Origin of the sequence: Microvirga terricola (assembly GCF_011777495.1) — a bacterium.
GTDB classification, from domain to species: Bacteria; Pseudomonadota; Alphaproteobacteria; order Rhizobiales; family Beijerinckiaceae; genus Microvirga; species Microvirga terricola.
This window is the reverse complement of record NZ_JAATJS010000007.1, coordinates 90,448-114,909: the sequence shown is the minus strand read 5'-3', so window position 1 is coordinate 114,909 and position 24,462 is coordinate 90,448. Positions and strand designations below refer to the sequence as shown.

Annotated in this window: 21 protein-coding genes; 9 read left to right on the top strand and 12 right to left on the bottom strand. The window is 61.7% G+C overall.

Annotation, left to right across the window (positions count from 1 at the left end; all coding sequences use genetic code 11):
• Positions 1-3: 3 nt before the first annotated feature.
• On the top strand, positions 4-3,093 hold the full coding sequence (locus tag HB375_RS16915) for an efflux RND transporter permease subunit (protein WP_167674188.1): 3,090 nt from the start codon (positions 4-6) through the stop codon (positions 3,091-3,093).
• 60 nt (positions 3,094-3,153) lie between these two features.
• Here HB375_RS16915 and HB375_RS16910 read toward each other — a convergent pair whose 3' ends face one another.
• A complete protein-coding gene (locus HB375_RS16910) occupies positions 3,154-3,606 on the bottom strand; it encodes a Fur family transcriptional regulator (protein WP_167674187.1) in 453 nt (150 codons plus the stop codon).
• Between the two features lie 219 nt (positions 3,607-3,825).
• Positions 3,826-4,230: a Fur family transcriptional regulator gene (locus HB375_RS16905; RefSeq protein ID WP_167674186.1), complete on the bottom strand. Its 405-nt coding sequence runs from the start codon at positions 4,228-4,230 to the stop codon at positions 3,826-3,828.
• A 132-nt stretch (positions 4,231-4,362) separates the two neighbouring features.
• Here HB375_RS16905 and HB375_RS16900 point away from each other — a divergent pair, with 132 nt between their 5' ends.
• Positions 4,363-5,544, top strand: a complete 1,182-nt coding sequence (locus HB375_RS16900) for a CapA family protein (RefSeq protein ID WP_167674185.1) — start codon at positions 4,363-4,365, stop codon at positions 5,542-5,544.
• Here the strand turns inward: HB375_RS16900 and HB375_RS16895 are convergent.
• From HB375_RS16895 to HB375_RS16870, 6 genes are read right to left on the bottom strand one after another with little or no spacing between them, the layout of a single operon-like run.
• Positions 5,541-7,463, bottom strand: a complete 1,923-nt coding sequence (locus HB375_RS16895) for a CocE/NonD family hydrolase (protein WP_246728553.1) — start codon at positions 7,461-7,463, stop codon at positions 5,541-5,543. The two genes, HB375_RS16900 and HB375_RS16895, sit on opposite strands and share 4 nt — an antisense overlap.
• 20 nt (positions 7,464-7,483) lie before the next feature.
• Entirely contained in the window at positions 7,484-9,070 is a 1,587-nt protein-coding gene (locus tag HB375_RS16890; protein WP_167674184.1) for an ABC transporter substrate-binding protein, read from the bottom strand.
• Between the two features lie 17 nt (positions 9,071-9,087).
• Entirely contained in the window at positions 9,088-10,116 is a 1,029-nt protein-coding gene (locus tag HB375_RS16885) for an ABC transporter ATP-binding protein (protein WP_167674183.1), read from the bottom strand.
• Positions 10,113-11,087 (bottom strand): ABC transporter ATP-binding protein, encoded by a 975-nt coding sequence (locus tag HB375_RS16880; RefSeq protein WP_167674182.1) that lies wholly within the window; start codon positions 11,085-11,087, stop codon positions 10,113-10,115. The genes HB375_RS16885 and HB375_RS16880 overlap by 4 nt, the downstream gene beginning before the upstream one ends.
• Before the next feature lie 10 nt (positions 11,088-11,097).
• Positions 11,098-12,000 (bottom strand): ABC transporter permease, encoded by a 903-nt coding sequence (locus HB375_RS16875; protein ID WP_167674181.1) that lies wholly within the window; start codon positions 11,998-12,000, stop codon positions 11,098-11,100.
• The gene (locus HB375_RS16870) at positions 11,997-12,971 is read right to left on the bottom strand and encodes an ABC transporter permease subunit (protein WP_167674180.1); all 975 of its coding nucleotides are present in this window, start codon (positions 12,969-12,971) and stop codon (positions 11,997-11,999) included. Before HB375_RS16870 ends, HB375_RS16875 begins: the two co-directional genes overlap by 4 nt.
• Before the next feature lie 159 nt (positions 12,972-13,130).
• Between HB375_RS16870 and HB375_RS16865 the strand changes: the two genes are divergently transcribed.
• A complete protein-coding gene (locus tag HB375_RS16865; protein ID WP_167674179.1) occupies positions 13,131-14,063 on the top strand; it encodes a LysR family transcriptional regulator in 933 nt (310 codons plus the stop codon).
• A gap of 19 nt (positions 14,064-14,082) precedes the next feature.
• Here the strand turns inward: HB375_RS16865 and mgtE are convergent, their stop codons facing one another.
• From mgtE to HB375_RS16850, 3 genes are all read right to left on the bottom strand, one after another.
• Positions 14,083-15,450, bottom strand: coding sequence for a magnesium transporter (gene mgtE, locus HB375_RS16860; protein WP_167674178.1), 1,368 nt, complete (start codon positions 15,448-15,450; stop codon positions 14,083-14,085).
• 241 nt (positions 15,451-15,691) lie between these two features.
• Positions 15,692-16,996 carry an NRAMP family divalent metal transporter gene (locus HB375_RS16855; protein WP_167674177.1) on the bottom strand — a complete coding sequence of 435 codons (1,305 nt, stop codon included), beginning with the start codon at positions 16,994-16,996 and terminating at the stop codon, positions 15,692-15,694.
• Between the two features lie 80 nt (positions 16,997-17,076).
• Entirely contained in the window at positions 17,077-17,613 is a 537-nt protein-coding gene (locus tag HB375_RS16850) for a Spy/CpxP family protein refolding chaperone (RefSeq protein ID WP_167674176.1), read from the bottom strand.
• A gap of 175 nt (positions 17,614-17,788) precedes the next feature.
• Between HB375_RS16850 and HB375_RS16845 the strand changes: the two genes are divergently transcribed.
• Complete coding sequence (locus HB375_RS16845) at positions 17,789-19,705, top strand: KUP/HAK/KT family potassium transporter (RefSeq protein WP_167674175.1); 1,917 nt, start codon at positions 17,789-17,791, stop codon at positions 19,703-19,705.
• 8 nt (positions 19,706-19,713) lie between these two features.
• Here HB375_RS16845 and HB375_RS16840 read toward each other — a convergent pair whose 3' ends face one another.
• Positions 19,714-20,031: a hypothetical protein gene (locus tag HB375_RS16840; RefSeq protein WP_167674174.1), complete on the bottom strand. Its 318-nt coding sequence runs from the start codon at positions 20,029-20,031 to the stop codon at positions 19,714-19,716.
• A gap of 166 nt (positions 20,032-20,197) precedes the next feature.
• Between HB375_RS16840 and HB375_RS16835 the strand changes: the two genes are divergently transcribed.
• From HB375_RS16835 to HB375_RS16815, 5 genes are all read left to right on the top strand, one after another.
• Positions 20,198-20,584 carry a hypothetical protein gene (locus HB375_RS16835; RefSeq protein ID WP_167674173.1) on the top strand — a complete coding sequence of 129 codons (387 nt, stop codon included), beginning with the start codon at positions 20,198-20,200 and terminating at the stop codon, positions 20,582-20,584.
• A gap of 183 nt (positions 20,585-20,767) precedes the next feature.
• Complete coding sequence (locus HB375_RS16830) at positions 20,768-20,983, top strand: hypothetical protein (RefSeq protein ID WP_167674172.1); 216 nt, start codon at positions 20,768-20,770, stop codon at positions 20,981-20,983.
• 9 nt (positions 20,984-20,992) lie between these two features.
• The gene (locus HB375_RS16825; protein WP_343232434.1) at positions 20,993-22,492 is read left to right on the top strand and encodes a TolC family protein; all 1,500 of its coding nucleotides are present in this window, start codon (positions 20,993-20,995) and stop codon (positions 22,490-22,492) included.
• A gap of 16 nt (positions 22,493-22,508) precedes the next feature.
• Positions 22,509-23,927: a multicopper oxidase family protein gene (locus HB375_RS16820; protein WP_167674171.1), complete on the top strand. Its 1,419-nt coding sequence runs from the start codon at positions 22,509-22,511 to the stop codon at positions 23,925-23,927.
• A 30-nt stretch (positions 23,928-23,957) separates the two neighbouring features.
• Positions 23,958-24,446: a cupredoxin domain-containing protein gene (locus tag HB375_RS16815; RefSeq protein WP_167674170.1), complete on the top strand. Its 489-nt coding sequence runs from the start codon at positions 23,958-23,960 to the stop codon at positions 24,444-24,446.
• Positions 24,447-24,462: the final 16 nt, after the last annotated feature.

Genomic DNA, 24,462 nt, shown 5'->3' with positions numbered 1-24,462 from the left:
GCCATGAGTTTCACAGAGCTGTTTATCCGCCGCCCCGTCCTGTCGATGGTGGTGAGCCTCCTGATCCTGCTGCTTGGTGCGCAGGGTCTGATGAGCCTTCAGGTGCGTCAGTATCCGGAGGTCGAGGAAACTACGATCACCATTACGACGGCCTATACGGGCGCCAGTGCCGACCTGATGCAGGGCTTCATCAGCACGCCGATTGCGAAATCGGTTTCGAGTGCTGAAGGCGTCGACTATGTCACATCGCAGAGCCGCCTTGGCCTGAGCACGGTCTCCGTGCGCATGCGCCTCAACACCGATCCCAATGCCGCGCTCACCGAAGTGACGGCGAAGGTGCAGCAGGTGCGCGCGCAGTTGCCGAAGGATGCTGACGATCCGGTCGTCGTGAAGGGCACGGGCCAGACCTTCGCGCTGATGTATCTGACCTTCGCCTCATCCGAAATGAATCCGGAGCAGGTGTCGGAATTCCTCACTCGCGTGGTGCAACCGCGCTTCGCCACCCTTGAGGGCGTTGGCAATGCGGAAATTCTCGGTGGTCGCGACTTCTCCATGCGCGTCTGGATCGATCCGATCCGTCTCGCGGCCCGTGGGGTGACCGCAGGCGACGTGGTGGCTGCGATCCGCAACAGCAACTTCCTGGCAGCACCCGGCAAGACACAGAACGAGTACGTGGCCTACGCGCTCGAGATGCAGACCACGTTCCAGACACCCGAGACCTTCGGCACCCTACCGATCCGCTCGAACGGCGATCAGGTCGTACGCCTGCGTGACGTGGCGGATGTGGCGCTCGGCCCGAAAAGCACGGACGTGAAGGTCAGCTTCAACGGCAAGGAAGGCACCTTCATCGGCATCACGCCGACGCCCTCCGCCAACCCGCTCACGGTTGCCGCCGCGGTCACGAAGGCCATCGACCAGATCCGTCCGACCCTCCCGAAGGGCATGACGGTTCAGATCGTTTACGATGCGTCGAACTTCATCTCCGCGTCCATCGAAGAGGTGTTCAAGACCATCGGTGAGGCGGCGCTCATCGTCGTGATCGTGATCCTGCTCTTCCTGGGCTCCTTCCGCTCGGTGTTGATCCCCATCGTGACGATCCCGCTGTCGCTCGTCGGCGTGTGCTTCGTTCTGTTCGTCTTAGGGTACTCGATCAACCTGTTGACGCTCCTCGCGATGGTGCTCGCCATCGGCCTCGTGGTCGACGACGCCATCGTCGTGGTGGAGAACATTCACCGCCACATCGAAGAGGGGCTCAAGCCCGTGGATGCGGCTGTCGTCGGCATGAAGGAAATCTTCGTGCCTATCGTCTCCATGACGATCACGCTGGCGGCGGTCTATGCGCCTATCGGGTTCACGCAGGGGTTGACGGGCACGCTGTTCCGCGAGTTCGCATTCACCCTTGCGGGCTCGGTGATCATCTCGGGCATCATTGCCGTGACGCTTTCGCCGATGATGTCGTCGAAGCTTCTGAAGCCGCACGAGCATGGCGGGCAGAAGGGCTTTGCTGGGTTCGTCGACCGGACGTTCACGCGCCTGGAGAACTGGTATGGGCGCAGGCTTTCCGGCTCGCTTGATTACCGGCCAGTCACGCTCGTGATCGTTTTTGCGCTGCTCGCGACGACGGCCTTCATGTTCACGAAGACGTCCTCCGAACTTGCGCCGGAAGAAGATCAGGGCGCCTATCTCGGCATCCTCAACGCGCCGCAATATGCGACGGCTGACTATACACAGGCCTTCTCGTCTCAGTTCACCGGCGCGGCCGAAACGATTCCGGAAATCGAGGACTCGTTCTTGATTGTCGGCATCGATGGCGGTGGTGGCGGTTTCTTCGGCTTCAAGCTTAAAGAATGGAGCGAGCGAAAGAAGAAGGGTGCAGTCACGAAGCAGGAGATTCAGAACCTGCTGAACCAAAATGCCGGCTTGCAGGCTTTCGCGTTTGCGCCTCCATCCCTGCCCGGCGCGGGTGGCGGTCTGCCGATCCAATATGTCCTGCGTACGATCGGCGATCCCTCCCAGGCCTATGAGGTGGCCGAACAGGTCAAGCAGAAGGCGATGCAGTCCGGCAAGTTCATCATCGTCCAGAACTCGGTGTCCTATCAGACGCCGCGCGCGCGCATCATCGTCGACCGCGACCGTGCGGCAGCGCTCGGTGTTCCGGTCAGCGAGATCGGCAACACGCTCGGCGCGCTGGTGGGTGGCGCTCCCATCTCGAAATTCGACCGCGACAACCGCAGCTATGACGTCGTTAGCCAGGTGCGTCAGGCGGATCGCCTGAACCCGGAGCGTCTCGGCGAGTACTATGTGCGCGCTGCCGACGGGTCGATGGTGCCGCTCTCCGCGTTGGTACGCATCGCCACCGATGCGGCCCCGGCCTCCATCGAGCAGTTCAACCAGCTGAACGCGGCCACGCTGTCCGCTCTGCCGCTGCCTGGTGTGACGACCTCGGAGGGACTCAAGACCCTTCGTGACGCGGCGAAGCAGATCATGCCGCAGGGCTTCTACGAGGATTACGCCGGTCAGTCGCGACTGGAAGTGCAGGAGGGGAGCTCCATCGCGCTTGCCTTCGGTCTCGCGGTCATCGTGATTTATTTGGTGCTGGCGGCGCAATTCGAGAGCTTCCGCGATCCGTTCATCATCATGATGTCGGTGCCGCTCTCGATGTTCGGCGCTGTGATGTTCCTGAATATCGGGCTGGCGACGCTCAACATCTACACGGAGGTCGGGCTCATCACCCTCGTCGGGCTCATCACCAAGCACGGCATTCTCATGGTGGAGTTCGCCAACGAGCTGAAGGAGAAGCGCGGCATCAAGAGGCGCGAGGCCATTCAGGAAGCGGCCCGTGTTCGTCTGCGCCCGATCCTCATGACCACTGCGGCCATGGTGCTAGGCGTTGCTCCGCTCCTCTACGCCAGCGGCGCGGGCGCGGCAGCGCGGTTCTCCATGGGCCTCGTCATCGCTGCCGGTATGTCTGTCGGCACGGTCTTCACGCTCTTCGTGGTGCCGATGTTCTACACCTACTTCTCGCGGGAAACCGAGCGGGCGAAGCTCCCGGCGGAAGCAGCCACGCCGCACCGGGCTCTTGCAGCCGAGTAAAGAAAAAGGCCGGGCAATGCCCGGCCTTTTTCATGTCTTGCAGATGGGGCGGTTCGCCGCTTACCGGGCGAGCTCGCCCTCGACTTCCATGAAGGGCGACAGGTTCTTGAAGCCGGCCTGCTCAGCGGCCTTCTTGACGGCTTCCGCAACCTCGGCCGAGTGCACTTCCACGGTCTGGCCGGTCTTGGTGCAGACGAACATGATCTTCATCGCGTTCACTTCCGGCTGGCCGTGCGAGACGATGTAGGAGTTCTGCGTCGCCAGCCGGTGAACCAGGCCGGCATCCCGCAGGAAGTCGAGCGCCCGATAGATCGTGACGGGGGCCAGCCGCTTCTTGTCGCTGCTCAGCCGGTCGACGAGGTCATAAGCCCCGACCGGGCCGCCGCTCTGGACGAGCTCGCGATAAACCCGCTCGCGAATCGGCGTCAGACGCAGATTGTTCTCGCGGCACAACTCGTCCGCACGACGGAGGAGAACCTCCTCTTCATCCTTCTTAAGGGCCCGGGCGCTCATGAACCTCGCTCCTGTTATTTCAAAACCTACCCGTTTATATAGGTAAAGCGCGGCTTGCACAATGTGGTATCGTTGCAATTTATGCTTGCAGTTGTGCACATTCCGTTGCGTGATGTGGTTGTAGCACGCGCAAGCTGGAGCTAGGGCCGAAATCCTTTGCCGCCATAGGAAAAAAGAATAAGGCCGCGCTTGAAGGTGGCGACCGCCGGCACGCGACCGCTATTTGGAGCAGGCCTCGCAGAGCCCCCGGACTTCGACCGTCACCTTCTTGGGGTTGAAGGCGTGTGCGTCGCTCCAATGGGTCAGACCCTCACTGATTTGCGGGTCCGTGAACTCCTTCACCATCCCGCAGGTCTCGCAGATGGCGAAGGCCGCCATGTCGTGATGGTGGGGGTGCTTGCAGGTCACATAGGCATTGAGGCTCTCGAGCCGGTGGGCCAGCCCCTTCTCGATCAGCTTGTCGAGAGACCGGTAAACCGTCGGCGGCGTGACTGAGCCCTTGGCCCGCATCCTGTCCAGGACCTCGTAGGCCGAGAGGGGATTCCGCGCGGCCGACAGAATCCGGTGAACGCGCTTCTGCGTCTCGTTCAACTCGTCCAGGGCATGATCGTGATGCGTCGCCATCGGGAATCCACCAACTCTTAGGCTGCATATAGTATCTTATACGCCAATTGCGAGAAGTGCGACCGAACATGGCTGTTTGAGCCGCCGAATCCAGCCTATACAGATTCGGCCCCTTTCTTTGCATGTGAGCCCATGACGAAGATTTCCGTCGCTGTTGCCGGTCAGGCCCTTCTTCATGGACCCATCGATGGAGCGGGTGCAGGGGCTCTCCGTGACATCCTGCAGCAGGCGGACGCGGCCTTCGTCAACCTCGAAGCCACGCTCGAAACCGAAGGCGCATGGCCGACCAAGACCAAGACGCTGCATCTGACGAACGCCGGCGGCATCGCTTCGCTGAAGGCGCTCGGCTTTGATGCTTTGGCTCATGCCAACAATCATGCCTTCGATCTCGGTCCTCCCGGAATCGCGCGGACACGATCCGTCGTCGAGAGCGCGGGGCTGCAACTCATCGGCAGCGGCATGAGCCGGGACGAGGCGGCGAAACCTGCCTTCATCCAGGGGCGCGCCGGCACCGTCGCCGTGCTCGCGGTTGATCTCGGGCCGCAACCGGACATCGTCTATGCGTCCGCCGACCGCGCGGGAATCAACCCGCTGCGGATGCGCCGACACGTCGCGGTCCCTCCCGCCCAACATGCGATGTTGCGCGAACTCGTTGCTGCGCTCGGCGACGACAAGCGCGAGGCCGCGCGCGCTGCGGTCGGCTATCGCGTGGATCACGCCAAAGACCTAGAGGTTTTCGGCACAGAAGTGGCGGAGGGCGCTCATATCGAGAGCGGATTTGCGGCCGATCCTGCTGACTTCGCGGCCTTCGATCTGGCTCTCACGGCTGCCCGCGCCCAGGCCGATATCGTTGCCGTCGCGATCCACAATCACCATTGGGACCCGAACTGGAAACAGATGCCGGCCTGGGTCGCGGACTTGTCGCGCAGGCTGATCGATCGCGGCGCCGACCTTATCGCCGGAACCGGCGCGCCCGTGTTGCAGGGCATCAGTTTCTACAAGGGCAAGCCGATTCTCGCGGGCCTCGGCAATCTGATTTTTCACACGCGCAGAAGCGAAACCTATGATCGCCAGGGCGTCGATGTGTGGACGGGCGCTGCTTGCCGCTGCGTGTTCGATACGGCGGAGAACGGCGCGCGAGTCGAAATTCTCCCCGTCGCCGTCGGTCGCCCGGCGCGCCAGGTGGGTGAGGTCGCGCCTGCGCCCGTGCCGTTGGAAGGCGAGGCTGCACGGCACGTTTTCGACGCCATGACAGCCGATCTGTTGGAAGAAGATCGCGCGCGGGTCGTACTGATCGACCCAGCGCGCCGTTAAGCGCTTTTAGCCAGAGGCCGAAGCGACTTGATGAGCGAAGGTTCTGCCGTCGGCAGGATGATGCGGGACGGGTGAGCCGCATCGACGAACACGCTGTTGCGCGCGATCTTCTGCGTCCGTCCCATGCCTTCGGGATCACCGGTATTCGAGTTCACATCGAATTTCGGGAAGTTCGATGAGGAGATGTCCACCCGGATGCGATGCCCTTTGGCAAATAGGTTCGCGGTTGCGAAGGGCTCGATGGTGATCTTGAAGATCTCGCCCGGCACCAGCGGCTCAGGCTTCTCCCAGGACTTGCGATAGCGGCAGCGGAAAATGCCGTCGGTGAGGATCATCGCATAACCGGTCGGATAGTCTTCCGATGGCGGATAGACGTCGATCAGCTTCGCCGTGAAATCCGTATCGAGTGCGTCTGACGACACCCAGAGCTCCGCGGTGATCGGTCCGATCACCGCGAGGTCGCCCTCAAGCGGCGCGGTCTCGAAAGACAATACGTCGCGTCGCGCAGAAAGAGGCAGGCCAGGTTGGTGGCAGCCATAGAACTGCGCCGCCTCGCGCTGGTCAAAGGCGCCGCCTTCAAAGACCGGTTGACCGCTCGTCAGCGCGCCGCCGATGGTCGGCACGGGATCGGATGGGTCGAAATCGTAACTCAGCGGCAAGGCATCCGCTGTAGGCAGTTCCTCGGACAAGCGCCCGCCGCGATTGAGATAGAAGGATTGAGCTGTCGCCTCGGGAAGCGGCCACTGTGTCGTCTCGATCCAGCGGCCGCCGTGATTGAGATGGCCGGTGTCCGTCTTGCGGCCCGTGCCGCCGCCCATGAGGAACAGGCGCACGCGCGGCTCCTCCTCGACCTTGTTGTTGACGCCTTTCAGCCAGTGATCGAACCAACGACGACGGAATTCAAGCCATGTTGGCGTGACGTTGTCTGCGATAGTGGCTTGAGGGCCGAATTCCGCATCGCCGGAACGCGTGGAGTTGCGGTTGCCGTGCAGCCACGGCCCCATGATGAGGGAGAGCGGGCGCTTGCCGCCACGCGAAAATCCTTCGTAATTGTCGAAGGTGGTGCGCACATAGGCGTCATACCAGCTCGACAGGAGCGCAATCGGAACCTCCGGGAAGGTGTCGTAAGAGCCCTCTGCGTAAATGCCGACCTTCTTCCAGAATTCGCCGAAGGTGCCTTGGCGCCATTGTTCGAGCACATAGTTCTCATAATCCGGCACCCAACGGACCGGCGAGCGCCCTTCCGACCACGGCAGAACCGAGAACCATGCCGTGATATCTTCGCCATCGAGCGCATTGCGGACAAGCGGGTCCGCCATCGCCTCGGGGCTTTCCTTTGCATTGTTGTAAGCCCAGGTGAGCTGCTTCAGCTCGAAAGCGCCACCCTGGCGAATGCCGGTACGATACGCGCTGGAGAAGCCGCCTGAGTCCATCACCATGCAGGCAAGGCCGGGCGGATTGAGGCAGGCGAGCGCGGCTTGCGTATGCGCCGCGTAAGAAAGCCCCATCGTTCCGATGCGACCATCGCACCAGGGCTGCTCCACGATCCAGGCGCAGGTGTCGTAGCCGTCGGGGCCTTCGGAGAGGTATTTCGTGAATTCTCCCTCCGAATTGTAGCGGCCCCGGCAATCCTGATAGATCACCACGTAGCCGGCGCGCACGAAATACGAGGCGACTTCCGCGCGCGTCATGGGCTGGCTCATGCCCGGTTCGATTTCCGAGCGTGAGCGTTGCGTCTTGCCGTAGGGCGTCCGTTCCATGATTACCGGCAGCCTCTCGTCGACGGGCTGCCCACCAACTGCGGGTCGGTAGACGTCTGTCGCGAGCGAGATGCCGTCGCGCATCCGAACCATCACGTTGCGATGAACGACGATGTCGTCAGCGAGGATTTCGATCTCGGGAGAGATGGAACGATTCATGGAACGAAGCGCCGCAGAAGTCATTGCGCAATTCCTGCGAGCGTCGCCATCAGATCTTCGCCACGATTGGCGGTGTAGGTGATGTTCTCCTTCGAGGCCCAGTAAACCTTCGGCCAGAAGAGCGGGACGAAGCCGACATCTTCGACGCCGATCTTGGTGGCCTGCTTGAGGAGCGCGATGCGCTTGTCGAGATCGAACTCCGACAAGGCTTCCTTCATCTTGGCGTCGAAGGCGGGGTTCGAATAGCGCGTGCGGTTGAAGGAGCCCGTGCCCGCATCCTTGTCCGGCGTCATCAGGAGATTCCGCAGGCCCGTCGCCGAAGTCGGCGTTGTGTTACCGAGCGAGAAGATGAACGCGCTGAACGACTGCTTGCCTGCCGCGGAAGCATAGACATTGTAGGGCTGCGCCACGACACCGTTCACCTTCAGGCCGCCTTGGGCAAACATCTGGCCGATGGCTTGGGCGCTTGCGGCATCACCCGCGAAGCGGTCGTTGGACGTGTGGATGGTGATGCCGAATCCGTTCGGATATCCGGCATCGGCCAAAAGCTTTTTGGCGCCTGCGACGTCCTGCGCCAGAGGCGGCAGATCGGGATCTGAGCCGCCGACACCCACGGGAACGAGCTGGCCCGCCGCATCGCCCGCGCCATCGAGAAGCCGCTCGACGATCAGTCGGCGGTTGATGAGCTTGGAGAGAGCGAGGCGGACGCGCTGGTCCTTCAACGGATTGGGATTGAGAGTCTTTCCATCCGGCCCGACGATGAACGGAGATTCGTCGCGGCTGCCGTCGAGCGCGAGATAGACGACGCGGGCGGACGCGGTGGAGGTCAGGCGAATACCCTTGGTCTTTCCGAGAGTTCCGACATCATTCGGCGGCACCGCGTCGATGAGATCGACGGAGCCGGAGCGCAGGGCCGCCACGCGGGCGGCGTCATTCGCGATGAACTTGATCGTGACGTTTTCAAACGCCGGCTTCTTGCCCCAGAATTTGTCGTTTCGCACGAGTGTGATGTGATCGCCCGGCACCCATTCCTTGATCTTGTAAGCGCCGGTTCCCACTGCGGCGGAACCGTTGTTGAACGCCTCGATGGTCTTGCCCTCGGCGAGCTTCTTCTGGACGATGTAGACGAGACCGACCTGTTCGATGAAGTCCGGCGCCGGACCCTTGGTCTTGAATTCGATGGTCTGCGGATCGACCGCGCTCATGCTGGCAATGGCGCCGACATTGCCGGTAAAGGGGGCGGGGCTGTTGGGAATGTCTTTCGCGCGGGTGAGCGAAAAGATCACGTCCTCCGGCGTCAGTGGGCTGCCGTCCTGAAAGGTCACGCCTGCGCGTAGCTTGATGCGCCAAGTGGTGGGATCGACATTCGTCCACGATTCAGCGAGCGCGGGGCGAATCTGCAGATTGGGATCGGGCTCGACGAAGCGGTCGAAAATCTGCGCTGCGATATTCTGATTGTTTCCGGTGCGCGAGAAATGTGGATCGAGCGCGGAGGGCTCCGTCGAGCTGCCGACGATGAGATCGGCGGCCTGCGCGGGCGCGAGGCCCAAAAGAGCTGCGATGGAGACGGTGAGGGCGAGCCCCTTGAGAGTGGCGGTTGATGTCATGGCATTCTCCTTCTGGATCAGAGTGCGGCGCTTTTTTCTCGCGGTGCGGCCGTTTGGGCTTCGTTGAGGTGGCAGGCGCTGATGTGGCCCGGCGCGATTTCGCGGAGTTTCGGAGCCTGCTGCCGGCAGCGGTCGAAAGCGTGCGGGCAGCGGGGATGGAAATGGCAGCCGGTCGGCGGATGAAGAGGCGAGGGAATCTCGCCCTTGATCGGCGAGAAGTTGCGTCGCCGATGGGCGATGGTGGGCACCTCTTCTAGGAGCGCAATCGTGTAAGGGTGGTTCGGCTTCTCGAAGAACGTCTCCGCCGGCGCGCTCTCGACGATGCGGCCGAGATACATGATGGCGACGCGGTCGCTGATGTGCTTCACCACGCCGAGATCGTGGCTGATGAAGAGATAGGTCAGACCAAGTTCGCGCTTCAGTTCCATGAACAGATTGATGATCTGCGCCTGGATCGAAACATCGAGCGCAGCGACGGATTCGTCGCAGACGATGAATTGCGGCTTCACCGCCAGCGCTCGAGCGATGCCGATGCGCTGACGCTGGCCGCCGGAGAACTGGTGCGGATAGCGGTTGCGATAGGAAGGATCGAGACCGACGCGCTCCATCAGGGCGGCGACATACGCATCCTTGCCTGAGCGTGGCACAAGACCGTGCGCGACCGGGGCTTCACCGATAATTTCGATGATGCGCTTGCGGGGGTTGAGCGACGACATCGGGTCCTGAAAGATCATCTGGGCCGAAAGCCGTGCCTTGTGAGCCGCCGCAGGATCAAGCTTTCGCCGGTCCTGACCTTGCCACAAAACCTCGCCACCGCTCTGCGGATTGATGCCGGCGAGAACGCGCCCAAGGGTCGACTTGCCGCAGCCGGATTCACCGACGAGGCCGACGACCTCGCCCGGCATGATCTTGAGATCCACATGATCGACCGCATGAACGGTCTGCGCTTCGAGCTTCACGCCGAGGAGGCGCGCGAGGCGCTCGGCATAGTCAAGCTCGCGCACGAACTTCTTTGAAACCTGAACGGCTTCGACGAGCGGGGTCATGCGGCCCTCCGCGCTTGGGGATGGAAACAGCGCCAGGCGACGGCCCCGGCCTCATCGAGCGGCGGTTCGGCCTGGCAGACATCCGTCGCGAAGGCGCAGCGGTGGCGGAAGGCGCAGCCGCTCGGGCGGTGCAGGGGCGAGGGCGCCATGCCGGGAATTGCTTTCAGTTTCGCACCGCGCGGCATGTTCGCCGGGACCGATTGCATGAGCCCGATGGTGTAGGGATGCCGCGGATGGTCGAGAATGTCGTCGGTGGGGCCGATTTCGACGATGCGGCCCGCGTACATCACGGCGATGCGATGGGCCAACCCGGCGACCACGCCGAGATCATGGCTGATCCACACCAGCGCCATACCGAACTGCTTCGTGAGCGTTTGGATCTGCGCCAAGATCTGCGATTGGATCGTCACGTCGAGCGCGGTCGTCGGCTCGTCCGCGATGATGAGATCGGGGCGGTGCAGCAGCGCAATGGCGATGGCTACGCGCTGGCGCATGCCGCCCGAGAATTGATGCGGATAGGATGCAAGGCGTTCATCGGGCGAGGGGATGCCGACCATGCCGAGGGTGTCCCGCGCCCGTTCGCGCGCTTCTTTCCGGCTCACCTTTTCATGAGCCTGCACGGTCTCGATCATCTGGGTTTCGATGCTGAGAACCGGGTTTAGGGTCATCATCGGGTCTTGGAAAATCATGGCGATCTTCCGCCCGCGCAAGGAGCGCATGTCGTGCGCGGGAAGCCCCACGATGTCTTGTCCCTGGAACAGGATGCGCCCACCAGAAACCCGCCCTGGCGGATCGACGAGGCCGAGGATCGAGAAACCGGTGATGGATTTTCCTGAGCCGGACTCGCCGACGAGGCCCAACACCTCACCGCGTTTGACTTCGAAACTGACGCCATCGACGGCTTTGATGATGCCTTTCTCGGTGAAGAAATGGGTTTGGAGTTTCTCGATCTTGAGGGTCGGTTGAGTCATGTGCCGTCCCTCAATGCTGGAGCCTGGGGTTCAGCACTTCGCGCAGGCGATCGCCCACGATGTTGATGCTGAACACGACGGCGACCAGAAGCAGGCCGGGATAGACGCTGATCCAATACTGCCCGGACATCAGCACGCTGTAGCCGTTGGAGATGAGAAGCCCGAGCGAAGGCTCGGTGATCGGCAGTCCGATGCCGAGGAAGCTCAAAGTCGCTTCTGCCGAGATGGCATTCGCCACCTGCAGTGTTGCGATGACGATGAGAGGCGGCAGACAATTGGGCAGAAGATGGCCGAAGAGGATGCGCGCCTTGCTCAGGTCAAGGCAGGTCGCGGCCTCGACATATTCCTTGCTCTTTTCGACCAGCGCCGCGCCGCGCACGGCGCGGGCGAAGAGCGCCCATTGCACGAGAACGAGCGCCACCATCACCTTGCCGACGCCTTGCCCGATGAGCGCGAGCAGCATCAACGCAACGAGAATAGTCGGAAAGCCGAGCATCAGGTCAACGAGGCGCATGATGAGCGTGTCGACGCGTCCGCCGAAATAGGCGGCAATGAGGCCAAGCGACGTCCCGATGCCGAGCGCGACGACACCGCTGACGAGGCCCACTGCAAGGCTCGTACGAAGCCCGTAGAGCATGGCCGAGAGCATGTCACGACCCTGTCCGTCGGTGCCGAGCCAGTAGATGCTGCCGGTCATGCTCTCGGAGCCGGGCGGCAGCTTGGCGTCCATGATGCTGATCTGCATCAAGTCGTAAGGGTTCTGCGGCGCAAGCCACGGGCCGATGGCGGCAAGAATGAGGAGGAGAATGCAGACGATGCCGGCAATCGTCGCCTTCGGGCTTTTCAGAATGCCGTTGAGGGCGCGGACGACGAGGCTGTCCTCTCCGAGCGAGCGAAGCGTCAGGGCGATCATGAGGCGCTCCCGATGCGAATGCGGGGATCGAGGAGGGAATAGAGAATGTCGACGATGAAATTGATCACGATGAACAAGGTCACGACGACGAGGAGGTAGGCAACCACGACCGGGCGGTCGAGCCGCATGATCGCGTCGATCAAAAGCTTGCCCATGCCGGGCCATGCAAAAATCGTCTCGGTGACCACCGCGAAGGCGATGAGCCCACCGAATTCCACACCGACGACAGTGACAATGGGAATCATGATGTTCTTGAGCACGTGAACCGAGACGATGCGCCGTTCGGAAAGGCCCTTGGCACGCGCGAATTTCACGAAGTCGAGCGGCATGGTTTCGCGCACGCCGCTGCGGGTGAGGCGGATGACGAGCGAGATCTTGAAAAGAGCAAGATTGATCGCCGGAAGGATCAAGTGCGACAGACCGGACCAGGTGGCGAGACTGGTGCGGATGCCGAAAATCGTGCCAAGTTCGCCGCGGCCTGTGGAGGGCAGCCAACCAAGCCAGACCGAGAAGATCATGATCAGCATCATGCCTTGCCAGAAGTTTGGCAGACTGAAGCCGAGGATCGAGCCGGTCATGACCGTCTCGTCGAGCGCGGAATTGGGCCGCAGTCCCGCCCAGAGACCAAGGGGAATGCCGATGAGGAGGGAGAGCGCGAGCGCGACGAAGGCCAGCTCCAGCGTCGCCGGCATCCGGTTCAGGATGAGATCGATGGACGGCTGGTTGAACACGAAGGACCGGCCGAGATCGCCGTGCAAGGCATTCCAGAGGAAGGTGCTATATTGTTCCAGAAGCGAGCGGTCGAGGCCGAGGGAGCGAATGGCCTGCTCCCGCTCCGCCAGTGTGGCGTCAGGGGCGATGAGAATGTCGATGGGGTTGCCGATGGCATAGACGCCGGCAAAGACGATGATGGAGGTGATGAAGAGGATCAAAAGGCTTTGGGACAAACGGCGGATGACGAAGACTGTCACAGGCCATCTCCCTGGTCATGGCGTATCATTGACGGCAATTCTCCCCTCTTTGGCCTCAGGTTACGCATCGCTTTGAAATTCGCGCAATAATATGATCAGAGCGGGTAGGGTGATGACATTTTAGAAACCGGCTGAGAGGTCACGGGGACGGAACGCTGCATGAACCTGAAGCAACTTGAAGTCTTGAAGGCCGTCATGGCGGTCGGGTCGACCGTCGGGGCGTCTGCGATCCTGAAGATCTCGCAATCGGCCATCAGCCGGCACCTCACGGCGCTGGAGGCCGATATCGGCTTCGAGTTGTTCATTCGAGACAAGGGGCGCCTGATTCCTCGGCCCGAAGCCCGCGCTCTCGTTCCCGAAGTGGAGGAGCTGACGGAGGTTCTAGCGCGGGTGAAGCGCAAGGCCGCCGATCTCAAGGCGGGAGCCGGCAGCGACACGTTGTTACGGGTCGCCTTTCCTCATAGCATGACGACAACGGTGCTCCCCGGCGTGCTCACGCGCTTCTTCGAGGATCGCCCCCGCGTGGTCGTGGAGGTTCTGCCGGGGCCTTACGGCGCCATCGAGCAGATGGTGCAATCCCGCAGCGCGGATCTCGGCTTCGTGCGCCTACCGACCGAGGACCAGGGATTCGACATTCATCCGCTGCTTCGCGGCGGCACGACTTGCGTGATGGCGAAGGATCACCCGCTCGCGGAAAAAGAGGTCATCGAACTCAAGGACCTCTCAAGCACAGATCTCATTCTTCTCGGGCGGCAGAGGAATGCGAGAAACGAACTTGAGGATGAATTGCGTGCATCACGTGTTCCGCATCGCTGCCGAGTGGAGGTCCACTCGGTCGAAGCGGCTTGTGCTTGCGCGGCGAGTGGCCTCGGCATCGCCATCGTACCGGGCTTGATCGCAAGCTTTTTTCGTTCTCTCCCCATTGCCCTTCGGCCGTTCCGTCCGGCGCACGCTTCCGATTACGGACTCATCACGTTGCCGGGCATGCCACTGTCGCGGACGGCAGAGGCATTCATCGAGATTTTTGTTGATGAGATTCTCGCGAAAGCGGCAGAGACAAGCCGCATAGATGCCGCGGGGATAGAGTGCTGAGGCTCTCTCCGGCGAGCACCTAGAGAAGAGTTCCGCTCAGGATCGCGAGGGCGACGGAGAAGTAGATGACCAAGCCTGTGACATCGACCAAGGTCGCGACGAACGGGGCCGATGCGCTGGCGGGGTCATAACCGATCCGTTGAAGGATAAAGGGAAGCATCGAGCCGGCGAGCGACCCGAATGTGACGATGCCGACGAGCGTTGCCGCGACCGTGAGCGCAATGAGCATCCAGTGTTCGCCATAATCATAGAACCCGAACCATTGCCACAAAGCGATCCGCGTCGCGCCAATGGTGCCGAGGATGGCCCCAAGCGTGACGCCGGTCGGCAGTTCACGAAGGACAACACGCCACCATTCCCGCAGCCGTACCTCCTGCAAGGCAAGCGCACGGATGATGAGCGACGTGGCCTGCGAGCCCGAGTTACCGCCAGAGCTCATGATAAGCGGGATGAACAACGTGAGAACGATGGCTCTTTCCAGTTCGCTCTCGAAATGCTGCATCGCGCTAGCCGTGAGCATCTCACTCAGAAACAGCGCGCAGAGCCAGCCCGCACGTTTCCTGATCATCTCGACGAAACCGATTTGCATATAAGGCTCGGTCAGCGCTTCCATGCCGCCGAATTTCTGTACGTCCTCCGTGCTTTCCTCGACGATGGCGTCGATGATGTCATCCACCGTGACGATGCCGATGACGCGGCCGCGCTCGACGACCGGGACGGCGAGCAGATCGTATTTGGAGATGAGCCGCGCGACATCTTCCTGATCGGCAAGGGGAGAAACGGTCACGGGCCGCCGGGGCGTCGCTACGGAGAGCACCGGCGCATGAGGCTCTCCCGCGATCAGGCGGCGCAGGGACACGGTCTGAACGAGCTTTTGGGTGCGCGGATCGAGAATGTAGATGGCATAGACCGTTTCGCGCGTGCGCTCGACGCGGCGGATATGATCCAACGTCTGCTCCACCGTCCATGTCTTCGGCGCGCTGACGAATTCCGTCGTCATGATGCTGCCGGCCGTACCAGGCGGATAGGTCAGAAGGCGTTTGACGGCTTGCTTCGTTTCAGGGTCGAGGCGCTCGAGCAGCGTAGAACGGCGCGGCTCTTCCATCTGCCGGAAGACACCCGCCACGCGGTCGGCGGACATGCCCATGAGCAGCGCGGTCGCGCGGTCGTCCGGCAGGGCGGCGATCAACTCGTCGGCAGATTCGAGATCCGGCTGGTCGAGAACTTCGATAGCCTGTTCAGTCGGCAAGCCGAGAAGGATTTCAGCCGCCGCCTCGGTCGGCATTCCATTGAGCGCCTCGGCGATGTCGGCGACGTGCTCGTGCGCCAGGCCGGCGGCGTTCACGACAGGGTCGAGAATAACCTCTGCGGGGATTTTGTCTTGCATGGCTCACCTTTTCGATCGCCGTGAACGGCAGATCGTGGCGAGCCGATCAAACGATCAGGCGTCCACGATGAGCCGTGACGGCACGGGCAATCGACTGTGACTGTCGCTTGGCATTGGGTTTTGGGTTCCTATGGGCCGCGCGGTCCCGCCGGTAGGCGAAGCTGTGCGGATAACCGGGCAAATGCTCCTCTCGCGGCGTCGCGTCAAGAGGATTTCGCGGCGAAGGTTGCGTTTGGTACGATCAAATTGCCGTGGCTAGCATTCCGACGACGGCAACGCCCATTATGATGGTGGAAGCCCATCCAAGCGCGAGGAGCCTGCCCCGGACGGCGAAAGGGCCCATGATGTCGCGGCGGACCGACATCAGCATCATCGTTACCATGACGGGGACAGCGATCACGCCGTTGAGAACGGCGCTCCAGTAGAGAGCTTTGATAGGATTAATGGCCGTAAAGTTGATGATCATGCCAACAATCGTTGCGAGAGCAATCGTGCCATAGAAGGCCTTCGCCTCCTGCCACCTGCGTGAGAAGCCAATTGGCCAACGGCGCGCCTCACCTATGGCGTAGGCGGCCGAGCCCGCGAGGACAGGCACCGCAAGAAGTCCCGTCCCCACGATTCCGATGGTGAAGACCCAGAAGGCGAAGGGTCCCGCGACCGGCCGCAACGCTTCGGCTGCCTGCGCGGAGGTCGCGATGTCGGTGATGCCATAAAAATTGAGATTCGCGGCGGAGGTGATGATGATTGCGAGCGCGACAAGATTCGAGAGAGCCATCCCGACCATCGTGTCGATTTCGATTCGATGGAGGGCGCGTTTGCCTTGCTCCGGCGCATCAAGGAGATTCACGCGGCGGGGATATGCGTGGATATCCTCGACCTCCTCGGCGGATTGCCAAAAGAACAGGTAGGGGCTGATCGTGGTGCCAAGAACCGCGACGATGGCGGTCAAATAGTCTGTTGACCAATGCACCTGAGGGATGACGAGATGGGAAGCGAGCTTGCCCCAATCGACTTCGGTCGCGATAAGAGCCGCGAAATAGGCGAATAGCGCGAGCGTGAGCCACTTCAACACGGCAACATAGCGCGTGTATTGCAGGAAGACCTGCATGTAGATGCAGATTCCCGCGAAGAGAATAATGTAGAGTGGGCGTGGTCCGGGCAGGAGCAGATTGAGCGCGGCCGCCATTGCGCCCAGATCTGCGCCGAGGTTGATCGTGTTTGCCACGAGCAGGAGCACCACGACCGCCTGTAGCAGCCAGTTCGGATAGTGGAGCCTCAGGATTCCGGCAAGGCCGTGACCCGTGGTGCGCCCGATGCGAGCGCTAATCATCTGGGCGGCGCTCATCAGGGGATAGCTGAACAGCATCGTCCAACTGAGAGCATAGCCAAATTGGGCGCCGGCCTGGCTGTAGGTCGCAATGCCGCTGGGGTCGTCGTCAGACGCGCCGGTGATCAATCCGGGGCCGAGAATTTTCAGAAGGCGGGGCTTGGTGGGAGGCACAACCGGGCTAAGATCCTCCGGGTCGAAATCGTCGGATAGTGCCATATATGAGCCGTCCCTGGGGCGAGCGTGGCCAATCTGCCATCGTCATAGCATGGCCACTCTCTCCCTCCAGGGGCTCTCGGTCAGTTATCCTCCTCTTCCTCCTCCTCATGCATGCCGGGCATCATCCCATGGCCGGGGTGCATCATCTTGAATTGCATGGCCATTCCCATACCCATTCCGTGCACGAGGACGCGCAGACGTCGCTTCTGGGCGTCATCGAAGGTGGCATAGAGCGGGGTGGCTGCATCGGCGAGCTTTCTCAAAGCATCTGCGCTCTGAGAAAGCCTGTCTGCCAGGGCCTTGATCCGGCGCGGCGCGTCCTCATCGGCAATGCCACCCTCCATCATCAATTTCATGTGCTCGCGGTGGACTTTTGCCAGATTGCGAATGGCGTCCTCCACCGGCGGCCAGAGCTTTTCCTGATCCGGAGTGAGCTTCAGACCAGCGTGAAGAGCGGCAATGCGCGCATCGCGGAACGCATCCATGTCCTCCGGCGAAGGCCGCCCCATCGGACCCATGCCGTCTGGGCGCGTCATGCCCCGCTGCTGCGCGCTCGCCGCTCCGCCCATCGCGAGAAGCGTGCCAGCAAGCAAAGTTCCAACAATCCAGCGTTTCATGGACAATCTCCTTTGACTATGGATTTGCGGCCCGGTCGGGAAATTCATCGTGCCGAAGCGCGTCCGCTCGGCCAAAGCGGCAGTCTAGGGGTGCGCGGTTCTTGGCGAATTGCGGAAGATCAACGCCGCACTATCTCAGCTCCCTTAAGCTGAATTCCGATCCACGAGACGGGTCATGGCCAAGGATGTTGTGATTGGCGTAGCCGGAGAGCCGGGCGAGGAGGATCGAACCCACCTTCCAACCCGCTTCGGTACGTTGGCCCTCGGCTCCGTCGGCGTCGTCTATGGGGATATCGGGACAAGTCCCCTTTACGCTTTGAGAGAAGCCTTGTCCGCGGCGGCAGCGGGCGGCGCGCCAACGTCCGAGATGGTTTACGGCGTCGTGTCGCTGATCCTATGGGCGCTGATCGTGATCGTCACGGCGAAATATGTGCTGTTGATCATGCGCGCCGACAATCACGGCGAGGGTGGCATTCTCTCTCTCATGGCGCTGGCGCAAAGCGCACTCGGACACAGCGTCTTACTGGTGCCGGTTTTAGGCGTTGCGGGCGCTGCACTCTTTTATGGCGACGCTATCATTACACCGGCGATTTCCGTTCTTTCTGCCGTCGAAGGCCTCGATCTCATCACGCCGGCGCTGAAACCTTACATTCTTCCGCTGAGCATCGGGATTTTGGTTGCGCTCTTTCTCGTGCAAAGCAAAGGCACGGCGCGTGTCGCATCCTGGTTCGGGCCGATCATGGTCGGCTGGTTCGTCGTGCTCGCCCTGGGCGGCCTGCTGCGCGTGGTTCAGGATCCGACCATTCTCGCTGCCATCAACCCGATTCACGGATTCCGCTTTCTGGAAAGTCACGGCTCGGCCGGATTAATCGCACTAGGCGCCGTGTTTCTTGCTGTCACAGGCGCAGAAGCACTTTATGCGGATATGGGCCATTTCGGACGCAGGCCAATTCAGGTGGCATGGGTGGCGCTTGTGCTGCCGTCGCTCGCCCTGAACTATCTCGGGCAGGGAGACCTGCTTCTCGCGGAGCCACAGAAGTTGGAGAACCCGTTCTTCCTCCTCTACCCCGACTGGGCTCTCCTGCCGATGGTCGTCCTCGGAACGATTGCAACCGTCATCGCCAGCCAGGCGGTGATTACGGGAGCGTACTCATTGACACAGCAGGCGATCCAGCTTGGCCTTCTACCGCGCATGACGGTGCTGCGGACGTCGGAGACCGAGAAGGGGCAGATCTACATTCCGCGGATCAACTTTCTCCTGCTTCTGGCCGTTCTCATGCTCGTCGTCGTTTTCAAAACATCGAGCGGACTGGCATCAGCCTATGGCATCGCGGTGACCGGGACGATGGTCATCACCACCATCCTCGCCTTCCTCGTGATCTGGCGGGTCTGGGGCTGGTCGCCCGTGATGGCCTCGCTCCTGATCGTGCCGTTTCTTCTCATCGACAGCATCTTCCTTTTGGCAAACGGCCTCAAGATCGTTCAGGGCGGCTGGATTCCGCTTGCTGTCGGCGGCGTGCTCATGACCGTCATGCTCACCTGGCGGCGTGGGGTGAGGCTGCTGGCGGAAAGAGCCAAGCGCGAAGAGGTCCCAACGACGGACTTCATTCGGATGATCGAGGCGCGCCCCGTCGAGCGTGTGCAAGGCACCGCCGTCTTCCTCACATCCGATCCGAGTCATACGCCCAGTGCCTTGCTGCACAATCTCAAGCACAACAAGGTGCTTCATCAGAAAAACGTCATCCTGAGTGTTGTGACCGAGGACACGCCTCGCGTGAACAGGAGCAGGCGCACCGAGGTCGCACGGTTGTCCGATGATTTCCTGCGGATCACCTTGCGGTTCGGGTTCATGGAAGTGCCGAATGTTCCGCGAGCGCTGCCAGCGTGCCGCAAGCAAGGTTTCCAGTTCGATGTGATGAAGACGTCGTTCTTCCTGTCGCGCCGGGCTCTCAGGCCGTCGCTGAAGTCGGAAATGCCGCGCTGGCAGGATCAGCTGTTCATCTGGCTGTCGCGCCGCGCCAGCGATGCGTCCGAGCATTTCGGCATACCGACCGGCCGTGCGGTGGAGGTCGGAACCCAGATCACGATCTGAGCAACCTTTCACGACGCTCCCGGCGGCACGAAGAAGCAGATGATGGTCTTGTTCGCCGTTTCGCAGAGGTGAAATTTTTTGTCCGGTGACGGCTTGGCAATTCCACGCGCGATGATTCGGCCGTCCCAAAGCTGCCAGCCGTTGGGAGTTTCGTCGACCGTCTCCCCCTGGTCCTCGGCCAGTTCCCGGCAATCGCGGTCGCTACAGCATTCGATAGGATACCAACTGTGGGCCATCGCCTGGGGCGCGCTGAGAAAAAGAGTGACGCTTGAGACGATGGCGAGAAACCTTTGCCGTGCCATGGGCTGCTCCAGCACCGAGGTCATAACGCTGGCCATGAACCGTAACCGTTCTGGATGGTCTTCGGTTCCCGACGAACCGCTATAGGTACCTTGACCTTGCTACCGTTGTAAGCCTCATCCGAGGGCAAAGTGATGGAATCCCCGCATGCTCCGACCAAAGCCGGGGCGTGCGATCCGGAGAGGATGATCCGTGCGGCGCTTCGGCACGATGATTGCGATCTTGCTGGCCTTGACCATGGCGGTCTTTCCCGTCCGTGGCGTGAGCGCGGCTGTCGCGATGTCACTTCAGAAAGAGACTGTTGCCGCCGCGGCGCATCATCATGACCATGCCTCGTATGATCGAGACGGTCAGGGTGAGGCTTCTGTCACCAGGGACGTGGGATCCCCCTCGCGCCACACACCGCACCATGCGGCCCCGGCCACTTGCTGCGACATGATCTGCCACGCCATTACGACGACAATGGCGGTCGTGGTCGGCAGATTGACACCCTTTGCCCGCCTGCGCGCGATCCTGAGCGATGAGCAGGTCGAGAGTCATCTCTCGGCGCGGCACGAACGTCCTCCCCGAACGGCTTGATCCAGGCGCGGGCGCGTGAGCCCGCACGAACCGGCGCGCCTTCTCAACAGGCCCGGCCAGACCTTCGCTCAATCGGCGCGACACTTCCGCATATCGGCTTCGAGTAGGCTTTTCGCCCGGAAACGGAACGACATGGCCACTTGCTGCCCTTTGTGCGGCGCATAGCGCCAAAGGCAAAATTCAATGATGAAAACAATAATGGCGGCCGGGCTGGCAGCTATCCTCGGCGCTTGCCTGCCGACCGCGCCGCAACATCTCGCATCTCCTGCCGATCCCACCATCGGCACGCGCAGTATTGTGACGCCACGCGTGACCGCAGGCGTGGTGCCATTCGAGGTCACTGGCCCGAAAGACTGGCATGAGATCAACCGGCAAGTCGCCCCCAAGCCAACCGAATAAAGAAACCCAATGTCTACGTATTCTCTCAACAATCGTGGGGGCACCTCTCCCATGGCGCATCGCCGCTTCCTGCTTGCGGGGGCCGCATTCCTGCCACTGGCGCTTGCAGGGTGCGCCACCTTCTCGCCGGATAACGGCCTGTCGCTTGCACGCGGCATTACCCAGCAGGAGCTCGGCAAGGGCGTTGTGAAAACAACGACAGAAGTTGACGCTGCCGCAGCGCAGGCGCGCGCGGAGGCGCTGCTGAAGAAGCCCCTCACCCCCGACAGCGCCGTGCAGATCGCGCTGCTGCAGAACCGGGGTCTGCAAGCCGCCTTCAACGACCTTGGGGTCTCGGAGGCTGTGTATGTGGAAGCGACTTTGCCGCCGCGGCCGACTTTCGCTCTGTCACGTCTCGCCGGCGGCCTCGAGCTTGAGGTCGAGCGGCAGATTCTGATCGGACTCTTCGAGCTTGCGACGCTTCCGGGTCGCGCGGCGATTGCCGAACAGCGCTTCCGCGCTGCGCAGTTCCGGACGGCGGAGGCGGTCCTGAGGCTCGCGGCTGAGACGCGCCGTCAGTACTATCGCACCATTGCGGCCAATCAGCAGGTCGCCTTCCTCGAACAGGCCCTTGCGTCGGCGGAGGCGATGTCTCAACTCGCCCAGCAGCTTGGCGAATCGGGTGCGCTCAACAAACTTGAGCAGGCTCGCGAACATGCCTTCTATGTGGAATTGGGAGCCCAGCTCGCTCGCGCCCGGATCGAACAGAAAGTCGCACGTGAGCGCCTGACCCGCCAACTCGGTGTGTGGGGCCGCGAGATCGATTTCCGTCTGCCGAACGCGCTACCGTCCCTGCCGGCGAGCCTTGTCAGCGCGAAGGATATCGAACGACGGGCGCTTGAAACGCGTGTCGATCTGCGAGCGCTACGTGCCGATCTGAATGCGGTGGCGGGGCAATATGGCCTGACTGGTGCGACCCGGTTCATTTCCGACATCGAGCTTGCGGGCCTGCAGAAGTACGACCGCAAGACGTTCATCGATGCGGCGGAAGGCAAGGTGGAGCGTGAGAAACTCAATCGGCGTGGATTGGAAATCGCCTTCCAGATTCCGATCTACGATTTCGGCGAAATCGGCGTTCGGAACGCAGAGGAAACCTATATGGCGGCCGCAAACCGTGTGGCCGAACGCGCGGTCAACGTCCGCTCGGAGGCGCGCGAGGCCTATCTGCGCTATCGCGGCCACTATGATCTCGCTCAGCACTATCAAAGCCGCGTTCTGCCTTTGAGGCAGGCGATTCAGGACGAATCGCTGCTCCAGTACAGCGGCATGCTGGCCGATGTCAGCCAGCTCATCATCGATGCTCGTGCACGCATCCTCAGCAACCTCGACGCCATCAATGCCCGACGCGATTTCTGGATCGCCGCAACCGATCTGAAGGCCGCACTCGTGGGCGGAGGAGCCGGCGGGAGTGACGGCGACGGCAGCACAACCGTCGCAGCCGCGGCCGGCGGCAGCGCCGGCGGGCACTAGAACCAGGGAGCGAACCATGACAGATCATCTTTCTCGCAGAGGTTTTCTCGGTGCCGGAGGCTTGGTGCTGGCCGGTGCGTCCATGATCAGCGGACGCGCCCAGGCCGCGAGCCTGCCCGAGGCGCCGACGATGACCGAGGCGACGATGCAGCCGCCACTTTTCCCCAGGAGCGGGCCTGACTATCAGCCCGTCGTGACGTTGAACGGCTGGACGCTGCCCTGGCGCATGAATGGCGGCTGGAAGGAGTTCCATCTCGTCGCGGAGCCGGTGGTGCGCGAACTTGCTCCCGGCATGAAGGCGCATCTCTGGGGCTATAACGGCCAGTCGCCGGGACCGACCATTGAAGCGGTCGAGGGCGACAAGGTCCGCATCTTCGTCACGAACAGGTTGCCGGAGAACACCGCGGTGCATTGGCATGGACAGATCCTGCCGAACGGCATGGACGGTGTCGGCGGCTTGACGCAGCCGCATATCCCGCCGGGAAAGACCTTCGTCTACGAATTCGCGCTGAAGAAGAGCGGTACGTTCATGTACCACCCGCATTCTGACGAAATGGTGCAGATGGCGATGGGCATGATGGGCTTTTTCGTCGTGCATCCGCGCAACCCTGCGGAGCGCCGCGTCGACCGCGACTTTGTGTTCCTGCTCAACGCCTTCGATATCGAAGCCGGGTCGTATGTGCCAAAGGTCAACACGATGACTGACTTCAATCTGTGGTGCTGGAACTCCCGTGTCTTTCCGGGCATCGATCCCTTCGTCGTGGGGCAGAACGACAAGGTCCGCATTCGGTTCGGCAATCTGACCATGACGAACCATCCGATCCACATGCACGGCTACGACTTCAAGGTCACGGGCACGGATGGTGGCTGGGTGCCCGACGGCGCGGCCTGGCCCGAGGTCTCGGTCGATGTCGCCGTCGGACAGATGCGGGCCTTCGAGTTCGTGGCGGATGCACCCGGTGATTGGGCGATTCATTGCCACAAGTCTCACCACACCATGAACGCCATGGGACACAGCGTGAAGACATATATCGGCGTGAACATGAAGCGCACGGCACCCGCGATCAAGAAAGTCGCGCCGGGCTACATGCCGATGGGTTCGACCGGCATGGGCGAAATGGGCACAATGGAAATGCCGCTTCCGGACAACACGCTGCCGATGATGACCGGTTACGGCCAGTTTGGCCCAGTCGAAATGGGCGGCATGTTCTCCGTCGTGAAAGTGCGGCCCGGCCTTTCCGCCAACGATTACAAGGACCCGGGTTGGTACAAGCATCCCGAGGGAACGGTGGCCTACGAATGGACCGGTGAACCGCTCGCCGATCCCGCCCGTGCGACATCCCCCGACAGCCGTGTGAAGGCGACGGAATTCCGTGCTGTCGATCCTCGCAAGCGTCCTTCGGCTACCGCCGGCAACGGCCACAGCAATCACTGAAATCATCATCCAGTAAGGAGAATAGATACGATGAAGCGCACTCTCCCTCTTCTCGGAACCCTGTCGGCCCTCCTTCTCACAACCGGCCTCGCGATGGCCGGCCCCGGAGCTGCGGGCCACGGTCACGGCGAGGAAGCTCCCGCCGGCACGCCGGGAGACCCTAAGAAAGCGGCTCGTGTCGTCCCCATCACCATGAAGGAAACCGACGACGGCAGGATGGTGTATTTCCCTGAGAAGGTCGAAGTTCGCGTCGGCGAGCAGATCAGGTTCGTCCTGAAGAATGCGGGTAAGGCCGATCACGAGTTCGTTCTCGATACGGTCGAGAACAACGCCAAGCATCGCATCGCGATGCAGAAGAATCCGGACATGGAGCACGACGACCCGAACGCGCGGCGCCTCGCCGTCAGCAAGGGTGGAGAGATCCTCTGGCAGTTCACCAAGGCCGGAGAGTTCGAATATGCGTGCCTCATTCCCGGTCACTACGAGGCCGGCATGAAAGGCACGGTCGTCGTCAAGTAACGTCGAAACCTTAATT